The sequence below is a fragment of the Aedoeadaptatus acetigenes genome (assembly GCF_025566985.1).
GTDB lineage: Bacteria > Bacillota > Clostridia > Tissierellales > Peptoniphilaceae > Aedoeadaptatus > Aedoeadaptatus acetigenes.
On the sequence record NZ_JAOQJD010000008.1, the window covers coordinates 41,976 to 60,129 of the forward strand.

Here is an 18,154-nt window from a genome sequence, read left to right on the forward strand (position 1 = left end):
GGAAAACAGCCCCGTTCAGACAAGAGTTTTTCTATAGTCTCGTGGCGTTAATCCACGAAGGGACTTGAAGGCAGCTGAAAACTTGGATGGGTTTTGGTAGCCTAAATCATTCGCAATTTCAAGTATGCTCTTCGATGAATCTTGTAAGAGCAAAGCCGCTGCATTAACGCGATACTCTTTCATATAGGCATAAATCGATTTTCCATAAATAATTTTGAACGCTTTTTTCATAGATGTGAGTGGCATATCAATGAAACTCGAGCATTCAGTTAACGTATAAAATCGGTCAAGATGTGAAGTCAACTTTTTTTCCAACGATTTGATCTTAGTTACTTGGGCGAAATTTAAAAAGTCGTTTTGTTGTTTTGCCAAAGAAATATCCATACCATCCAAATTAAGAAGAAGTTCTAATACCTTAATTTTCAGATAAGGAACTCTATCTTTTTCAGGAATTTGATAGATCTCGGCTAAGATATGGTTCGTTTGTGGATTGGAACGCATAATAAAGGTTTCATAGCCTTTTGATGTTCTACAAAATTTGTTTTTCAAATTTTCCACATCAACCGGAAATCCGTTTAATAATGTCCTTATCGTTTCAGAACCCTGCGGAAAGAGAATGCTGATTGTGATTCCGTGATAGTGTTTAAGTGGAAAGTAAAACTCTCCGCGATGATGGGTGCGTACTTCCATCTGCAAATCACCAGCACTAATATAAGTGTACTTTTCCGGATGAATGCTATTTTCTATTCTTCCTTCTTTGCAGTAATCAATGGTGAACATCGATTGATGTGGCTTGAAAGCTGAGTAACAAGTTTTGAGATGAAAGTCATTAAAAAGTACAAAGACGCCTTCGAAAAGGGAGTAGCAAGTCATCGTCCCCGAGCCGGTTTCATCATGCAAAAAAAAGATAGAACTGCCATCTTCTCGTTTCTGCATTTTGATATTATCTCCCATATTGCCTAAGGCGTTCATTGCCATGAAACCTCCTCTCTAAAAAAATTCTGCAATTTCTGTACTGTCGTCTGGTTCAAATCATATTGCTCCTTAATCTGCCCATCTTTCATTTCAACAATATGCTGACAGGCAAGAGCGATAAACTCAGGATCATGAGTAATAATTAAGCATGTTTTTCCTAAAAGAATTATCCTCTTTATAATTTGTGCAAAACGCTGCATGTTTTCTAAATCAAGACCACTGGTCGGCTCATCAAAGATTAAAACATTTCGATTGCTCATTAGAGCGGAGGCTACTGCAACACGCTGCTTTTGCCCTCCTGAAAGAGACATGGGATGTTCATCTTTAAAGCCATCCAGATGGAGTTCTTGGAGCATTGCCTCGGCTGCAGAATGATTTTCTTCTTCCTGAGAAATCAAAAGCTCTTCCATAACCGTTTCTGTAAACAACTGATGATTCACTTCCTGTTGCACAAGATAGGTCAGATCACGTCTTTTTTTAGGTGGAAAAGTCTTGTTTTTATAGATCAGTTTGCTTTTATCTTTTTTCACCAGTCCGCAAAGAAGTTTGGCAAAAGTGGACTTACCGGCACCGTTTGAACCTATGAGAGCTGTTGCCCTTCCCAGAGGAAGTTGAAACTTCGGAATATTCAATACGCTTTGCGTATTTTGGTAGGAAAAATTCACATCGTAAAGCTCTAAAAAATCTTTCGTTGGCGAAAATGTATCGGAAGCTCCAAATGAAAGCTGTTTTATGTCCGGAATACGTATCCCATGCGTTTCATAAAACGAACTCGGTAACTCGAAAAAGTTAACGCCTTGATAGTCTCCGATCATCTCGCCGGCATCAAGCAATATCACACGATCCACCAATTTTTTTAAATAATGGATGCGATGCTCGGCAATAACGATTGTTTTTCCCTCATCTTTCCAAAATTGTATCATCCTTTGCAAATTTGCGATAGCGGAAAAATCAAGATTAGCGCTTGGCTCATCCATAAGAACAAGATCGGGAGAAAGCACAGCCACAGAGGCACAAGCAATTTTTTGTTTTTCTCCGGAAGAAAGATGAAACAAACTCTTTCCCATCAATCTCTCAATATGCAAAGAGGATACGATTTTGTTAAAGCGCAATCGAATCTCTTCTTTTGACATACCTAAATTTTCACAGGCAAAAACCAGTTCACTATCCGTATCTACATTAAAAAACTGGCTGCGGGGATTTTGAAATACGCAGCCAACAATCGGCGCGAGTTCATACAGAGCAAGCGTTTGTGGATTTTTACCAAAAACAGAAACACTTCCCAAACTTTTCCCTTCATAGTAATGAGGAATAAGCCCATTTAAAGCTCGTATTATGGTCGTCTTACCACATCCGGACATTCCCGTTAAAAGAATGCATTGACCGTCAGGGATTCTCAGATTGATATTTTTAAGTGTACTTTGGTCAGAGGATGTATAGGAAAAAGAAAAATTTCTTATTTCTATCATGACGAACCTCCGATCTTATAAAAGATAAGTACACACAAGCTAACCAGGCAAAGCATCAGAAAGAGTATATCCTGCAAATGGAATCCAATTTTACAGACATTGGTGCGCCTAATCGGCGCGCCTAAGCCACGTGTTAAAGCAGATGCGGAAAGTTCGTCACCGATTTTTACGCAGGACACCATCAGCGGAACCAGACGATATTCCACTGTTTTCCACGGTTTTGAACCACCTAAAGAGATGCCTCTCATTTTCATTGCATCGGTTATAGCGTGATACTCTTCCAAGATGGTAGGAAAAAAGCGAAAAACAACGGAAAGTGGAATCGTAATCTGGGTAGGAACACGCATGCGTTCCATTGCTGCCATAAACTCGCTGATTTTCGTTGAGCTGAGCAAATAGGTACCCATGGCAAGTCCCGGCATCATGCGAACAAAAATACCGCAAAAAGCCACCAACAGAAAACCTAAAAATCCGGTAACGAGCGGCAAAAGATATATCTGCCCTACATAGGCCGCTATGAATAAAATGGCATATATGGAGGCATATTTCCACTTGCTTTCAGTAAGAAACAGTATAAAGGGAACAGATATAAGGAGTATTCGAATCGGAGCCAGCCAATATCCATGTCCTCCTCCCACAACGACTGCAGCGATGGTAAAGACAAGAAGTATTTTTGTTCGAGGATCAAGAAATTCTTTTTTTGATCGCGTTTGAATAGGTTGCATGATGAATTAGACAATCCCGGCGCGTTCGAACTGCTTTTTTAGAAGGGAACGTCCAATCAAAGCACCAAGGATGCCCGCAATAAACATGCCTACAAGTAATGGGATCAAACTCCAGTCCGGAATAAGCTTCATAAGTGCATCCGCATAGGCCTTTCCGTAACCGCCTTGTGCTAAATTTTGATAATAAGCATCACGGCTAATAACAATAGGAATATAGTTGCCGATCAGCCATATTGAAAAAATACCTTTGCTGAGAATTACTTTTTTTGCACTGGAATAATCCGAGGATTTTAATAACAAATCCGCTAAAAGGCCCGCGATAAGTCCGGTGAAGGGTGCATATACACCCATTCCCATGACCCCGATTAGTAGTCCAAGCAAAAATCCCATAATGGTTATAAGCCCAAACTTTTTCGTTTTGCTCACAAACAACACATACGGAATACCGTCAATAAGCGGCACGATGATGCCTAAAAGCGGAATAAATATTGGCATGTAACCCAGCATTGCTACTGCCATGCAAAGAGCAAACATAATGGCAGTAAAAACACCTGTGGTGATCAAATCTTTTGCTTTAATTCCAGATGATTTTTTCATACAATTAACCTCCATTGAGTTAAAATAAGCTAACTTAGTACATTTGATTAAACCTCTTTAAAAGCATTTCATTCAACCCCGGTTAAAATAAAAAGCTCCATTCGGACATTTTATAGAGCCTTGATTTCTGAGCCATTTCTTAAGGTTATGCGGATATCTTCTTTGCTGAATACCGTGATATGATTTACGAGGGCACATAAGCTTTGTGCATTGAATGCTTGCAGAAGCCTGTCTTGTTTTTGCAGCTGTTTCAGGCAGAACTTGATATCGGCTTTGGTCGCCTGCATCTTTTTGAGCTTTCCTTCGACCTTCGCTAAGGCCGCCTTTTTTCATTTTAACGATTCCCGACACTTTTTAACGATTGCTCCCGAAGGGTACGAAAATCGGAAACAGGTATGATGGAAAGAGATATATAAAAGCAAAAAATCATACAAAAACTGCCACGAAAAGCAGCAGAGGAAGTTCTGCGGAAAGGAGAAAATCCCTGTAAATCAAGGGATTTCGAGGATAAACACATGACTTACGCACCAGCGTTAAATTGTATCAAATACAGTGTCAGAATAGATGCGCCTTAGGAAGCGGCGCCTTTCTTCTGTTATAATAGATTGAGAAAGGTTGTGACCTATGTCAGATTCAATTGTTATTTTCGACTCCGGCCTCGGCGGCGTCACGGCACTCATGGAAGCAGTTCGCGCCATGCCGGCGGAGCATTTTATTTATTACGGGGACACGGCCCACGTGCCCTACGGCCCGAAAGGTGCCGAGAAAATTCAGGGCTATTTGGATCAAATGATGGCGGCTACCCGCCCCTATTCACCGAAGGCCGTGCTCCTCGCCTGCAACACGGCCACGGTCACATCCGCCGATTACCTGAGGAAGAAATACACCATTCCAATTGTGGGCATGGAACCCGCCGTGAAGCCCGCCATCGAACACGATGTGGACCTCAAGCGGATCTTGGTGCTTTCCACGGAGGGCACGGGAAAAAGCGCCCGCCTGCGCCGCCTCGTCGAAAAATTCGACGACGACCGCCTGGTGGACATTTTGCCTCTGCCGAATTTGGTGGATTTCGCCGAGCGTTTGGAATTCGACACCGACGCCGTTCGCTACGATCTGGAGACCATTCTCGCCTCCTATCCTCTCGAGGAATACGGCGCCTTGGTCTTGGGCTGCACCCACTTTATTTGGTACCGGGATCTGTTTCGCGAGCTTCTTCCCGAGCACATGGAAATATTAGACGGCAACGCCGCTACGGTGCGCCAGCTCATGCGAAAACTTGAGGGAAACATTAAAAAGGAGGGAGAGGGAAAATTGAAAATGGCTTTTACCGGCGAGCTGAGCGAAGACACGGCGGCATTTTTACGTAGCCGCCTGCCGCAAAAAGTGGAATTTATTTCCCTCGGCGCGGACAATGACTGATCGCGGCCTTCAACTGAATAGGGATTTGGTTCTAATCCCCGCCTACGAGCCCGACGAAAGCCTGCTTTCCTTCGCTAAGGCTCTCTTGGCCGAGGATCTTCAGGTGATGGTGGTGGACGACGGAAGCGGCGAGGCCTTTCGACCGGTGTTCGACCGCCTTCCCGAAGGGGTCACGCTCCTCTCCTATGAAATCAATCGAGGCAAGGGCTATGCCATGAAGTATGCCATGGAAAAGATTTTATCCATGCCCCAAGTGGAATTTATCGTCACCGCCGATGCCGACGGCCAGCACAGCCCGAAGGATACCTTGCGCATTCTCAAGGCGGCCCACGAAAATCCCGATGCCCTCGTCTTAGGCGTGCGGGATTTTCCCGAGAACACGCCCCTGCGCTCCCGCATCGGCAATCGCCTCACGGCAAAAGTCTTCGGCCGGTTGACGGGCATTAAGGATTTGGAGGATACCCAAACGGGGCTTCGGGCTTTCAGCACCAAGCATTTGGATCAGCTTCTTTCCATGGAAGGGGAACGCTACGAATATGAAATGCGCCAGCTCATGGATTGGGCGAAGAGCCCCTATCCCCTGGTGCAGGTGCCCATCGAGACCATCTACCGGGACAAGGAAAATTCCACTTCCCACTACAACGCCCTGAAGGATTCCTCCAGGATCTTTCGCAGCCTCTTGGATAACGGCGAGGCGGTACTCTTTACATTGAGCGGCATCATCAGCTTTACTCTGGACTTTTTGCTCTTTAATGTATTTTATTACCTCGCCCGCCCCCTGCACATGGCTTACGCCCTGGCCATTCCCAATGTGGCGGCGAGGCTGATCAGCGCCAATTTAAATTTCTACTTAAACCGAAATTACGTCTTTGAATCCAAGGATCCCTTGATTAAAGACTTTTTGCAGTACGCCGCCCTCGTCGCCATTCTTCTTGCCGCCAACAGTTTGCTTTTAAGCTTCTACGGCAATGTCTTGGGCCTTCAGGCCACGGTGGCGAAACTCTGCGTGGAATTTACCGTATTCATCATCAGCTACCTGGTTCAACATTTTTATATCTTCGCCAAGAAAAAATAAAGCACGTCGCCATAGATGCCGTGAAGTGTGGAACGCACATTTCACGGCATCTATTCGCTACGTGCTTTCTATGTTATAATGTGAAAATTACATTTGGAGGTAATTTATGCACATTAAAGAATTTTTCTCACCCGATCACACGCGACTTTCATTTGAAATCTTTCCCCCGAATCAACGAATGTCTTTAAAAGCCGTCATGGCCTCAGCGGCACGCATGGCGGCCTACGAGCCCGACTTTATGTCCGTGACCTTTAAGGCCGACGGCAGCGGCGGGGATCAGACCATTCAAATTTCAAATGCCGTCAGCGAAGTGATGGGAATTCCCTCCATCGCACACCTGACCTGCTCCGGTATTCCGAAAACCGAGCTCCCCGCCGTTTACGACGAGCTCACGGAAAACAAGGTCAAGAATATTCTGGCTTTAGGCGGCGACTCCGCCCGGGAGCTGGGCGAAGACGCATACTTGCCCTATGCCAAGGACATGGTGGCTTACTTCCGCGAGCGCGGCGATTTCACCATCGGCGCCGCCTGCTTCCCCGAAGGCAACGATCCCGCCCTTTCCATGGATGAAGAGCTGCGCCACCTAAAGGAAAAAGTGGACATGGGCGTGGACTTTTTGACCACGCAGATGTTTTTCGACAATGAGGTCTTTTACCGCTTTTTGGAAAAGGCCCGCGCCATGGGCATCGACGTGCCCATTTTGGCCGGCATTATGCCCATTACCAGCGCCGGGCAGGTGCGCCGCATCAAGGATTTAAGCGACGCCGCCCTTCCCGATTCCCTCTTGCGCATGGTGGACCGCTTTAAAGATGATCCCGACGCCATGTTCGATGCGGGGCTTACCTTTGCCGAAAATCAAATGGCGGATCTCGTGGCTGCAGGCGTCAGCGGTATTCACGTCTACACCATGAACAAGCCGGCCATACCGGAGCGGATCGTCCGGGATTTGGGCCGCCTCTTCCATGCTTGATCTGACCTCTATTCACGAGGTACCCGCCATCGGTCCCGAGGATCTCAGGCGCAGGGAAATATACCGCTACCTGCGCCTGGAGGGAAATGCCCCCGATGCCGCCACTTCCGCCGATGTGGAGCGGAATTTAAAGCGCCTCGAGGGTGCGATCTCCCTGCGGCACGTGGCTTCCCTTCGCCCGGTGACGAAAAAAGGCGATGCCATCGTCTTCGGCGATTTTTCTACATCGAGCGCCGTCCTTCAAAAGAATATGAAGACCAGCGAATACGCCCTTCTCTTCGCCATGACCTTGGGCCCGGCCGTGGACCGACTGATCAGCCGCCTGCTCATTACATCCAAGGCCGACGCTTTTATTACCGACGCCTGCTGCGCGGAATATTTGGAAAGCTACGCCAATGGCTACTGCGCCCATGTGCGGGAAGAAGCGGCGCAACAAGGTTTCATCGCCCACCCGCGCTTCTCCCCCGGCTTCGCCGATTTCGGCTTGGAATTTCAGTGGCCTTTAATACGCAGCTTGCAGGCGGATAAAAAAATGCACATCGCCTTAACACAAGGCAATATGCTCGTCCCGACAAAAACCATTACCGCCCTTATGGGTTTGGATCGGAGGATTGTATGACATCGCTATTGGATTCATTGAAAAACGGCCGCCTCTACTACGACGGCGCCTGCGGCACCTACTTGCAGCAACAGGGATTGAAGGCCGGCGCCCTGCCGGAACTTCTGAATATCGACGCCCCCGAGGTGATCGTGGATATGCACCGGGCCTATTTAAAAAGCGGCGCGGACATTATTCTCACCAATACCTTCGGCGCCAACCGTTTTAAGTTTGCGGATTCCGACGTGTCGGTGGAAACGGTCGTGGCCGCCGCCGTGGCCAACGGGAAGGCTGCCGTGAAGGCCGAAGGCCACGGCTACGTGTCTTTGGACATCGGCCCCTTGGGAAAAATCTTGGCGCCTTTGGGGGATGTGGCCTTCGAGGATGCCTACGATTGTTTTAAGGAAATCGTCTTGGCCGGTGCCGAGGCCGGGGCGGATCTGATTACCATCGAAACCATGTCCGATACCTACGAAATTAAAGCGGCTCTTCTCGCCGCAAAAGAAAATTCGGATCTTCCCGTCTTCGTCACCGCTGCCTTTCAGGAAGACGGGCGCCTCTTAACGGGCTGCGACATGGACGCCTATGTGGAAATGACTACGGCCTTAGGTGCCGACGCCATGGGCATGAACTGCTCCTTCGGCCCGGTGCAAACTCTGCCCCTTATGGAAAAAATGGCTTCCCTCGCCACGATCCCTCTGATCGTGAGCCCCAATGCGGGCCTGCCGAGTATCAAAGACGGAAAAACCACCTACGACATCGACGCCGATGCCTTTTCCGATTACATGATTCAATTTGCGGAGATGGGCGTGCGTGTGCTCGGCGGCTGCTGCGGCACCCTGCCCGCCTACATCGAAAAAACCGTGGAGAAAACCCGGGCCATTGACGTCATGGAGCCGAAGGGGCGCCCCCGGTCCGCCGTAAGCTCCTACACCCACGTGGTGGATTTCGACGAAAAGCCGGTGATGATCGGCGAGCGGCTCAATCCCACAGGAAAGAAATACCTCGGGCAAGCATTGAAGGATCGCCACACCTCGGCGGTATTGGCCATCGCCCTGGAAGAGGAAGAAGACGGCGCCCACGTCTTGGACGTGAACGTGGGCGTGCCGGGCCTGGATGAATTGGCGGTGCTGCCCGAAATGATCCGCGCCCTGCAAGGGGTGTGCGACCTGCCTCTGGCCATCGACACCAGCAATCCCGTAGCCATGGAAGCCGCCGCCCGCATCTACAACGGCCGCCCCCTGTTGAATTCCGTGAGCGGCAAGCGCTCCACCATGGACGCCGTCTTTCCCATCGCGAAAAAATACGGCGGCCTGTGCGTAGCCCTTCTTTTAGACGACGAGGGCATTCCGAAAACCGTGGAAAAACGCATGGCCATCGTGGATGAAATCCTCGAAGAAGGCGCACGTTACGGACTGGGCCCTGAAGCTTTTCTCTTCGATCCTTTGGCCATGACCATCTCCAGCCAAAAAGGCGGGGCCGTCGTCGTTCTGGAGACCTTGCGCCAACTAAAGGCTCGCGGACTCCACTCCACCTTGGGCGTGTCCAATATTTCCTTCGGCCTGCCCAATCGGGAGCTCATTAACAGCAATTTCTATGCCATGTGCCTCGCCGCCGGGCTCAGCGGAGGGATCGTGAATCCCTCCTCTGCCCTCATGCAAAAGGCCTACAAATCCTCCATGGCCCTTTTAGGCTGCGATCCGGATTTCAGCGAATTTATCGCCGCCTTTACGGAAGAAGAAAAAACCTCAGCCCATACCGGCGACCGGGATCTATCCTACGCCATCGAAAAGGGCCTGAGCAAAGACGCCAAAGACATGACTGTGGCCCTTCTTTCCGATCACAGCCCCATCGATATTATTAACGGCTACCTGGTGCCCTCCCTGGACAAAGTGGGCCGGGGCTTCGAGGAAAAGACCCTCTTCCTTCCCCAGCTTCTTCGCGCCGCCGATGCCGCCGCCGCGGCCTTTACGGTGATCCGCGCCAAAATGGATGAAGAGGGCAATGTTGCCGAAAACAAAGGCCGCATACTCGTGGCCACGGTGAAAGGCGATATCCACGACATCGGAAAAAATATCGTGAAGGCCCTCTTGGAAAATTACGGCTTCGATATTTTGGATCTTGGAAAAGACGTGTCTCCGGAAAAAATCGTCGAGGCCGTGAAAGAAGAGCACATTCCCCTGGTTGGCCTCTCCGCCCTTATGACTACCACGGTGCCCTTTATGGAAGAGACCATTGGCCTCCTGAAAAAAGAAGCCCCCAAGACGAAGGTCATGGTCGGCGGCGCCGTCTTAACGAAAGACTACGCTGAAGAAATCGGCGCCCACGCTTACTGCAAAGACGCCATGGCATCCGTGCGCTATGCGGAATCCTTCTTCGAAAAGTAAATCATGGCCAAAAAAAGCGAGCCGATGCTCGCTTCAGCGTGATGCTAAGGAAGGGAGAATCACCCGATTCACCCTTCCTTTTTTGTGTCTTCAAACCTCTTTAAGCTCTAAGTAGTAAACTATTAAAAACCGCCGGTCGACTCCACGCCATAAAAAAGGGACGTTTTCGATTTGTTTGCAATCCGAAATAGATGGGCTCGTCTTTTTTTAATAAGAAGCTCCTTCAAAAAAAATTGTCAGAACGCCGACTCTCAACACGAATATACTAGTGAAAGGAGGAAATATGGAGAATAAAGAATTGATACAAAGGCTGAAGAACAGAGATGAAGACGCTTTATACGTCGTGATCGAAGTCTATGGAAAAGTATTAAAAGGCGTTATTTCAAAAACACTTTGGAAATACCCAAGCCTTTGGGATGAGGCGATGAATGATTCTCTTTTAAGTATCTGGCAAAATATCGACTATTTTGATCCGAAGCGGTCTTCTTTTAAAAATTGGTGTGCTGCGGTTTCAAAATACAAAGCCATCGATTTGCTCCGAAGAGAAAGTAAATTTGAGGCTATTCTTCTCGACGAAAATTCCGCGTCAAAAGATTCCGACGTCCATTCCAATTTAGAAATAGAAGAAGCTCTATCCGCCTTAAACGATGAGGATAGAAAACTCTTTGAAAATATTTTTATTCGTGGACTTTCCTATGGCGAGGCGGCATCGGAACAACATATTTCTACGGAAAATGCCTATCAAAAGGTCAGCAGGGCAAGGAAGCTTTTAAAAAGATGGAGAGGTGAAAATGTATGAAAGATAATCTTTACGATCGATTGAACGATATGAAAATAGAATACGAAGAGGTTCCTCTCAAAGATTTTGAAAGAGAAAATCTCAAAAAGGTGGTGAAGAAATTGAAACACAACAACAAGAGGCAACTTTTCGTCAGAAAAACAGGAGCGATCACGGCCATATTGCTATTGGCCTTTGGCGTTACGAACTATGCATCTGGCGGCTATGTTTTGGCAAAGACGAGAGAGATCACGGACAACATCACACTGAGTTTGTCGAGCGCAATGGGCCTATCAGCCGATGTAGACAAGTATAGCGTCAAATTACATGAACCCTTCGAAATCGACGGCAAAAATTATGTTTTGGATACCATCACGACAGAGGACAATAACCTCTACGCCGTGCTTTTGAGCTTCAATGGTCCAGGTGAAAAGCTGTCGGAGGGTGCCAACTTAACGGAACTTAAAGTAAACGGTAAAAGAGTCGGCGTCCTCGGCTCAAGCGGCCAGCAAGGAAATTTGCCGGGCAAGCCCAATGTAACCGCCACCTCTTTAAAGTATTGCTTGGAAAGTCCCCTACCGAAGGAAGGCACGGCACAGCTGGAGTTTATCTTTGACACGCTTTTAGGCAACAGCAAAAAAATTTCCATTGCTACCAATGTGGATATGGCGAAGATGAAAATGGATAAAAGGATCATCTCAAATGATTTTGCCGTGCCGAATTCAAACAGAATTATGATTAAAGAATTTGCCATGAGCCCGGCTTCACAAAAAATGATTCTCACCTATCCATCATCGGCAAAGGACAGTATTTTTTCGGTAAAGGCGAGAGATTCCATAGGTCGCTTAGTTCATTTCGAAACGCTCGAAGCAGATGAAAACACGGCGACTCTCTACTTCTCGCCGGTTACCAGCGAAGTCACCGCCGACGAATTGTTAAACGACATCACATCATTGAAGTGTCAATTATATAAAGCGGAACTTCCCAACCGTAGCGGGAAAGAATCCAATAAGGAGGAAGCGATAGGCGACGAATTTATCTTTGATTTGTCTGCAAGCAAATGAATCGCACTTTTTCCGTAAGATTGACGTCCTTGAAAATATAGAATAAATCACATCAGCGATCAAGAGCCTTTTTATATGAAAATGCCGAAGCCCCTTTGGACTTCGGCATTTTTCATACAGGAACGCACATAAGAAGATAAACACCTAATGATGTTGATCGCTTGTCTTGCGTCCAAAGCGAGCCTGCGCGCTCGCTTTTTGCTTGTTTATTCTTCTAAGAATTTCTCCGGATGCTTGCTGATCACGGCATCTTCGATTTCGACGATGCGGTATTCCACCACATCAGCCAAAGTCAGCGGGTCGCTTTCAAATTCCGAAAGCACGTCGTCTAAATGGCCGCCCCTTGCAAAGCCGAGAAGGCCATGGGCCTTATCGCCGAACATGAGGAAATCCCCTCGGTCCATGCCCGCCTGAATAAAAGCGTCGAATTCCGCCTTCAAATCCTTGTTTTCGTCGTCGTACAGTGAAAAGCTGAAGGTCTTGAACTTGCCTTCGATGAGATAATACTTCATAATGCCTCCTTAATGACCGTGATTTTTCCGCCTTCAAAGCCCGGGATGTCTTTTCTCCCTTTAATCGCCTGAATCACTTCCTCCGTGATCCGCTCGCCATAGATTACGACGGGAATGCCCGGCGGATAGGGCGTGATGTTTTGTGCCGCCACGCGGCCTTTCGCCTCGTCAGTGGATACGATTTCCGTCTCCGTAAAAAAAGCTTCCCTGGGCCGAAAGACCGCCTCCGTTTCGGGATATATACCCTTTTCGAAGCCGCTTCCCTCTTCTTTTTTCGGAAGGGAGTGAATGGCGCGAATCAATCGGTCCACATCCTCGTCCTCGTGATAGGGAGACAAAATCGCCAGGGCGTAATACCCGTCGCCCATTTCCAGGTAAACACCTTCCTCCGCCAAGAGAGACACCACGTCGTCGCCGCGGTATCCGGGCAGATGAAAGAGAAATTTCATGGGATCCTCGCAGGCCATAAAAGGCCCCCGCGCCTTTACGACGGTGAGCTGCGGCAGGTTTCTCTCAATCCGCGCCCGATGGCGTAGGAGCTTCTCCCAATCCAAATCCTTCCCCGCCGCCACGGCGTATTCCGAAGACAACATAAGCAAATAAGAAGGTGAGGTGGAGAGAAAGAGGCCCATGCCCTTTAAAAGCTTCTTCTCGTCCACGTGCCCATTTATGTGCAGAAGCGCCGCCCCGGTCAGGGCCGCCATGGTCTTGTGCAGGGACTGCACCGTGTAGTCGGCGAAATTGACGGCGCTGAAATCCGCTAAGGGCGTAAAGGCCCAGTGGGAGCCGTGGGCCTCGTCCACGATGAGGATCTTGTTCCGGGCATGGACGATGTCTGCGATTTCTTTCAGCTTCAGACCGCCGCCGAAGTAATCGGGGCTCGTCAAAAACACGGCGGCAATGGACGGGTCTTCGTCCAGGGCCCTCTCCACATCTGCGGGATCCACGCCGGAAAACAGACCCGTGGACTCGTCCACATTTGCCGGCAAATAAGAAAGGTGAAGATCCAAGGTCACCGCCCCGTGAAAGAGGGACTGGTGGGAATTGCGCTGAATTAAAATCTTCTCCCCGGGCTTTAACGCGAGATAAAGGGCCAGCTTGATTCCCGTGGTGGATCCCGCGGGGACGATGACGCTTTTCTTCACGCCGTAAGCCGCGGCGATTTCCGCCTGAGCCTCGGCAATGGCCTCCGTGGGATTTAAAAGATTGTCCGCCCCGGTGACCTCCGTCCAATCGTCCTTAAAATTAAAATCAAAAGCCACCCGGCCCCTGTGCCCCGGCATGGCGAAATTCGCCCCGCCGCGAAGGCCTTTTACAGCTTCATACAAAGGCCTTTTCATTAATAACCGTAGCGTTGCAACCGCGCGTTTTTCTGTTCTTCCGTCATGCTGTCGTAGACCGCCCGAAGCTTTCTCAGCATCTCTTCTTTTTCCGAGAAGCGGCCGATGACCGGCGCCGTATTGTAGGCGTGAACGCCGAAAAACAGTGCTCGCGGGTTGAGGTCCAAATGTTCTAAAAGGTGGATTTCCTCGAGAAGAATGTCCCCTTCCGTCAGAGGCACGAAATCCCCTCGCGCCACTTCTTCCGCAAGCTCCGTGCCCGCGTGGACCGAGGTAGTCAGGGGCGAGACACTCAAGGGCCGATGCTTGTTTAAAAGCGCCGCCGTTTCCTCGGCGTGGGCAAAGCTGTCTTCCTTGCCGGCGATGCCGGACATGACCATGCAGATCCAGTCGATGCCCGCTTCTTCCAACTTGGCCAGTTCGCGGTACTCGTCTTCCTGGGTGCAACCTTTTTTAATGCGCTTTAATGTGGGATCGTGGGCCGTTTCGATGCCGATGTACAATTGATTGTACCCGGCCTTTCTCAGCCGCTTCAAATCTTCCACAGTTTTGTTTTTGATGTCGAAAATCGACGCGTAGCAGGTAATGGTCTCGATATTGGGCAGGTACTCGTAAATCCAATCGGCGATTTCCAGAAGGTAGTCCGTGTCCAAAATAAAGGGATCGCCGTTTAAGAGAAAGATGCGGTCCAGGCGATCGGCATAAGGCGAAAGCTCTTGAAGATCCGCAATTACCTGCTCCTTCGGCGCCTTTCTGAAACTCACGTCCTTATACATGGCACAGTAGGTGCATTCGTTATGGGAACAGCCCACCGTCACTTCCAATAGGGGGCTGTATGCCTCTCTCGGCGGGCGAAATGTCTGTCCTGTGTAGTGCATAATATCTTCCTTTCCCTTTCTACAATTCTGTGTTTCCATTCACTATATCATGAAAGCCCATTGACTAAAACAAAAAAGCGGCCCGAGCGGCTCACTAAATGCAAATCTTATAAGAGCCAGTGTAGGGAATCCTTAGATGGCAAGAGAAAAGGCTATGAACTTGAATGCTCATAGCCTTTTCTCTTGCTAACACAACATGAATGATTCTATTCTAAACTTTTAATTCTACCTACAAGACTGTTTTGACTATGCTTTTCATAAAACTTACAAGTAAATATTATTCCAATGATTATATTCGCAAAGTTCACAAGAATAAGAGGTCTAATCACAAATCTAAAGGATGTCCACTTCGTCTGTTCCATAAAATCTATCAAGATATATTGATCAACAAGAAGCATAATAATAAAAGAACATACTAAGCCACAAAAAGAATAAATCAAATTCTTTTTCACTAAATATATTTTGATGTTTTTCTTTGTCATTCCAATTGCTTCAAGGATTGATAGGTTCACCATGTTTCTCAATATTTCAGTCGCAATAACATTAATAAAGTTCAATACAGATATTAAGAACAACACGATTGATAAACTGTAGCCGGCAAATTCTATTAGATTTTTGAATTCCATTGTAGATTTGATCTGAAGATTTCTTGAATCGTAGGAAAATCCTGGTTCATTTTCAAAAGATTTTAACAGCTTATCAAAATTCTCCTTTTCACTCTTTTCTACATCAAATCCATAGGACATGATGCTTTTATCACCTGTGAGTTTTTTATACTCATTCGGATTCATATAAATATACTCCAAGCCTAAAGTAGTACTTGACTCGTCATTTACATCTTCCTTAATTACAGGAAAATATCTTAATCCATTTGAAAAATTATATTCAACCTTGCCCATCACTTGGACTTCTTTTACCTTGTTTTTTACATTGATTTTTATTTTATCGCCAGTTTTAAATGCGGATTTTTTATCTCCATATTCTCCAAGCATGACATAATTCCCGGTTTGCCATTTATCTTTATCGAAGTCCCCCTCTGTAATTTTTTGTTTGTTTATTAGAAACTCATCTATACCAAATAGAATTGGAGCAATTCTATGATCTTCTATTTTAATATCTGGATACGTGTGCTCATAACCATAATAGTATAATGCTCCCCCACCTTTATAACCTTTATGGTTTTCTATCTCATCAATAAACTTTTCGTTAATTCCATCCTCACTTCCTGAGTACATATACCTAAAATATTTTGGGCTTGCTATATTATAGTCTGTTGCAATGACATCAGAAACGCCCTTTTCTAAATCAATATTTCCAGTATAGGTTAACACACTGTTTAGAATAACTGCCGAAAGGCTAATGGAAAGTACAATCGACACAAATCTAAATTTATTGGAAAATACCTGTCTTCTAGCAAGCTTGCCTAGAGTAATATTCTCGCTTTTATATTTCTTTTTTATTGTGGTTTCATTGTATCTGCTGGCTTCTATTGGAGAAACTTTGGCTGCATACCTTGCAGGCCTCATAACCGATAGAAATACTGTAAGCAAAGTAAAGGCTGTCGAAAATAAGATAATTAAGATTATTACAATGAGCGATAATTTTACATCCGTTAGCATCTCATTATTGGCAAATATTTTATTTAAAATGATTTTCCCGATAGAAATTCCTACTATATCTCCAACTATTATTGCTGGAAGGGAGGTTGCTAAAGACTCTAGATGAATAAGTTTTTTGATTTGCGGCCTTGTCATTCCAATTGTTTTTAAAAGTCCCAGAAGTTTAATATCTTCATTAACGGATATCTTAAAAATATTGTTTATAATTAAGTATCCTGCGACCATTACCAAAATTAAAAAAGCTAAGAAGGGTAGAAATGTTTTAAAATCAAAACTAGAATCACCAGATAAAAGATATGCAAAGTTAACACCAATTCTTATTTCCTTATCTGATAAATGCCCGGGATTATCTGCCACCTTATAACCATTTCTCTCTGCAATGTTTAAAAGCTTATCTCTTATCATAAAGGAATTCTTTAGCATTACCTCCACATCTTTATTATTTTCTGGAAGAGATAATTTATCTACATACGCTTTTGATAAATAGATTTGTCCTACACCAACATTGGAGTCAATAGGATTTTGGAAAGTCCCCGATATAATAAATTTATCACTTTTCTTTTCGATAATTTCTCCTGTGTAAGGTCTTTCTATATTGAAAGGAACTTCTATCTCTTCACCAATTTCACCCTGATAACCTAACTTTTTTGCAGTTGCCAAATCTATAAATACGTCGTTTTCTTTTTCAGGAAATTTCCCTTTAACTTTTTCTATTAGTGACCACTCAAATCCATTGTTATCTATATAGGATAGTTCTGCACTTATTTTTTCATCATCAAGAATACCAACTTTCTCTCTTATTGAAAATTCCTTTATGTCTTTATCCTTGGATAAAATACTTATGTCTTTGTCAGAAAGTTCTTTAAAAGAGCCATGGCTGATTGTTCCAATAGTTTTCATCGTTTGAGTTTCCATGCTTTTTCCTAACCCTAAGGCTACTGAAAATAGGCTCGTAAATAGTATAGAAGTTAAGGCAATGGCTAATAAGAGTATATTTCTCCTACTTTTATTCGCATTTAAAATACTTTTTGCAAGACGCCTTATATAAGCCTTATTGTTGACTTTCATTTTTTCCCACCAGCTTTCCATCTTCTATCCTTATAGTTTTTTCTGCAGCTTGAGCGACGGCATCATCGTGAGTAATCATAAGAATAGTATTTCCAAGCTCTTTATTAATCTTTTTTAGTAAGTAAACAACTTGGGAAGAAGATTTTGAATCCAAATTTCCTGTAGGTTCGTCAGCTAGAATTAAAGATGGTTTGGTAACCAAGGCTCTTGCTATGGCAACCCTTTGTTGCTGTCCACCAGATAATTCATTAGGCATTTTATATTTTTGATCACTTATTTCTAGAATGTCTATTACGGAATCAACATATCTCTTATCCACTTTGTCCCCATCAAGACCAAAGGGAATAATTATATTCTCATATACATTTAGCATGGGCAAGAGATTATATGCCTGAAAGACAAAACCAATATTTCTTCTTCTAAAAATGGTTCTCTCATCATCTTTCAATGCATAAATGTCGGTATCATCAATTAAAACTTTTCCGCTTGTAGGATAATCAAGTCCCCCCAGTAAATGTAAAAGAGTTGATTTGCCAGATCCTGATGCTCCGATTATAGAAATAAATTCTCCCTTATTTACATCGAAAGTTACTCCATCAAGAGCTTTCACCTCAACATCATTTGTTTTATAAAATCTTTTTAAATTTTCTACTTTTAACATATATGTCACCTCTTTACAT

Annotated in this window: 17 protein-coding genes; 7 read left to right on the forward strand and 10 right to left on the reverse strand. The window is 45.7% G+C overall.

Features of this window, described 5'->3' with window-relative positions:
* Window positions 1-15 precede the first annotated feature (15 nt).
* The 5 genes from OCV31_RS05585 to OCV31_RS05605 form a co-directional block, all read right to left on the reverse strand.
* Entirely contained in the window at window positions 16-978 is a 963-nt protein-coding gene (locus OCV31_RS05585; RefSeq protein ID WP_148473299.1) for a helix-turn-helix domain-containing protein, read from the reverse strand.
* Window positions 969-2,444 (reverse strand): ABC transporter ATP-binding protein, encoded by a 1,476-nt coding sequence (locus OCV31_RS05590; RefSeq protein ID WP_148473301.1) that lies wholly within the window; start codon window positions 2,442-2,444, stop codon window positions 969-971. The genes OCV31_RS05585 and OCV31_RS05590 overlap by 10 nt, the downstream gene beginning before the upstream one ends.
* Window positions 2,441-3,169, reverse strand: coding sequence for an energy-coupling factor transporter transmembrane component T (locus OCV31_RS05595; RefSeq protein WP_148473303.1), 729 nt, complete (start codon window positions 3,167-3,169; stop codon window positions 2,441-2,443). The genes OCV31_RS05590 and OCV31_RS05595 overlap by 4 nt, the downstream gene beginning before the upstream one ends.
* A 6-nt stretch (window positions 3,170-3,175) precedes the next feature.
* Window positions 3,176-3,766 carry an MptD family putative ECF transporter S component gene (locus OCV31_RS05600; protein WP_081944185.1) on the reverse strand — a complete coding sequence of 197 codons (591 nt, stop codon included), beginning with the start codon at window positions 3,764-3,766 and terminating at the stop codon, window positions 3,176-3,178.
* Between the two features lie 110 nt (window positions 3,767-3,876).
* Entirely contained in the window at window positions 3,877-4,053 is a 177-nt protein-coding gene (locus OCV31_RS05605) for a hypothetical protein (RefSeq protein ID WP_267303826.1), read from the reverse strand.
* Between the two features lie 337 nt (window positions 4,054-4,390).
* Here OCV31_RS05605 and murI point away from each other — a divergent pair, with 337 nt between their 5' ends.
* The 7 genes from murI to OCV31_RS05640 all read left to right on the forward strand — a co-directional run bounded on the left by murI (window position 4,391) and on the right by OCV31_RS05640 (window position 12,057).
* Complete coding sequence (gene murI / locus OCV31_RS05610; RefSeq protein ID WP_148473306.1) at window positions 4,391-5,185, forward strand: glutamate racemase; 795 nt, start codon at window positions 4,391-4,393, stop codon at window positions 5,183-5,185.
* Window positions 5,178-6,260, forward strand: a complete 1,083-nt coding sequence (locus OCV31_RS05615) for a bifunctional glycosyltransferase family 2/GtrA family protein (RefSeq protein WP_148473308.1) — start codon at window positions 5,178-5,180, stop codon at window positions 6,258-6,260. Before murI ends, OCV31_RS05615 begins: the two co-directional genes overlap by 8 nt.
* Before the next feature lie 106 nt (window positions 6,261-6,366).
* The gene (locus OCV31_RS05620) at window positions 6,367-7,230 is read left to right on the forward strand and encodes a methylenetetrahydrofolate reductase (protein ID WP_148473310.1); all 864 of its coding nucleotides are present in this window, start codon (window positions 6,367-6,369) and stop codon (window positions 7,228-7,230) included.
* Window positions 7,223-7,849, forward strand: coding sequence for a hypothetical protein (locus OCV31_RS05625; RefSeq protein ID WP_148473312.1), 627 nt, complete (start codon window positions 7,223-7,225; stop codon window positions 7,847-7,849). Before OCV31_RS05620 ends, OCV31_RS05625 begins: the two co-directional genes overlap by 8 nt.
* Window positions 7,846-10,215 carry a homocysteine S-methyltransferase family protein gene (locus OCV31_RS05630; RefSeq protein ID WP_148473314.1) on the forward strand — a complete coding sequence of 790 codons (2,370 nt, stop codon included), beginning with the start codon at window positions 7,846-7,848 and terminating at the stop codon, window positions 10,213-10,215. The genes OCV31_RS05625 and OCV31_RS05630 overlap by 4 nt, the downstream gene beginning before the upstream one ends.
* 283 nt (window positions 10,216-10,498) lie before the next feature.
* Window positions 10,499-11,014, forward strand: coding sequence for a sigma-70 family RNA polymerase sigma factor (locus OCV31_RS05635; RefSeq protein ID WP_148473316.1), 516 nt, complete (start codon window positions 10,499-10,501; stop codon window positions 11,012-11,014).
* Window positions 11,011-12,057: a DUF4179 domain-containing protein gene (locus OCV31_RS05640; RefSeq protein ID WP_148473318.1), complete on the forward strand. Its 1,047-nt coding sequence runs from the start codon at window positions 11,011-11,013 to the stop codon at window positions 12,055-12,057. Before OCV31_RS05635 ends, OCV31_RS05640 begins: the two co-directional genes overlap by 4 nt.
* A 206-nt stretch (window positions 12,058-12,263) precedes the next feature.
* Here OCV31_RS05640 and OCV31_RS05645 read toward each other — a convergent pair whose 3' ends face one another.
* The 5 genes from OCV31_RS05645 to OCV31_RS05665 all read right to left on the reverse strand — a co-directional run bounded on the left by OCV31_RS05645 (window position 12,264) and on the right by OCV31_RS05665 (window position 18,135).
* Entirely contained in the window at window positions 12,264-12,569 is a 306-nt protein-coding gene (locus OCV31_RS05645) for a hypothetical protein (protein ID WP_148473320.1), read from the reverse strand.
* Complete coding sequence (locus OCV31_RS05650; RefSeq protein WP_148473322.1) at window positions 12,566-13,909, reverse strand: aminotransferase class I/II-fold pyridoxal phosphate-dependent enzyme; 1,344 nt, start codon at window positions 13,907-13,909, stop codon at window positions 12,566-12,568. Before OCV31_RS05650 ends, OCV31_RS05645 begins: the two co-directional genes overlap by 4 nt.
* Window positions 13,909-14,787, reverse strand: a complete 879-nt coding sequence (locus tag OCV31_RS05655; protein WP_148473324.1) for a radical SAM protein — start codon at window positions 14,785-14,787, stop codon at window positions 13,909-13,911. Before OCV31_RS05655 ends, OCV31_RS05650 begins: the two co-directional genes overlap by 1 nt.
* 206 nt (window positions 14,788-14,993) lie before the next feature.
* Window positions 14,994-17,495, reverse strand: coding sequence for an ABC transporter permease (locus tag OCV31_RS05660; RefSeq protein ID WP_148473326.1), 2,502 nt, complete (start codon window positions 17,493-17,495; stop codon window positions 14,994-14,996).
* Window positions 17,458-18,135 (reverse strand): ABC transporter ATP-binding protein, encoded by a 678-nt coding sequence (locus OCV31_RS05665; protein ID WP_148473328.1) that lies wholly within the window; start codon window positions 18,133-18,135, stop codon window positions 17,458-17,460. The genes OCV31_RS05660 and OCV31_RS05665 overlap by 38 nt, the downstream gene beginning before the upstream one ends.
* Between the last annotated feature and the right edge of the window lie 19 nt (window positions 18,136-18,154).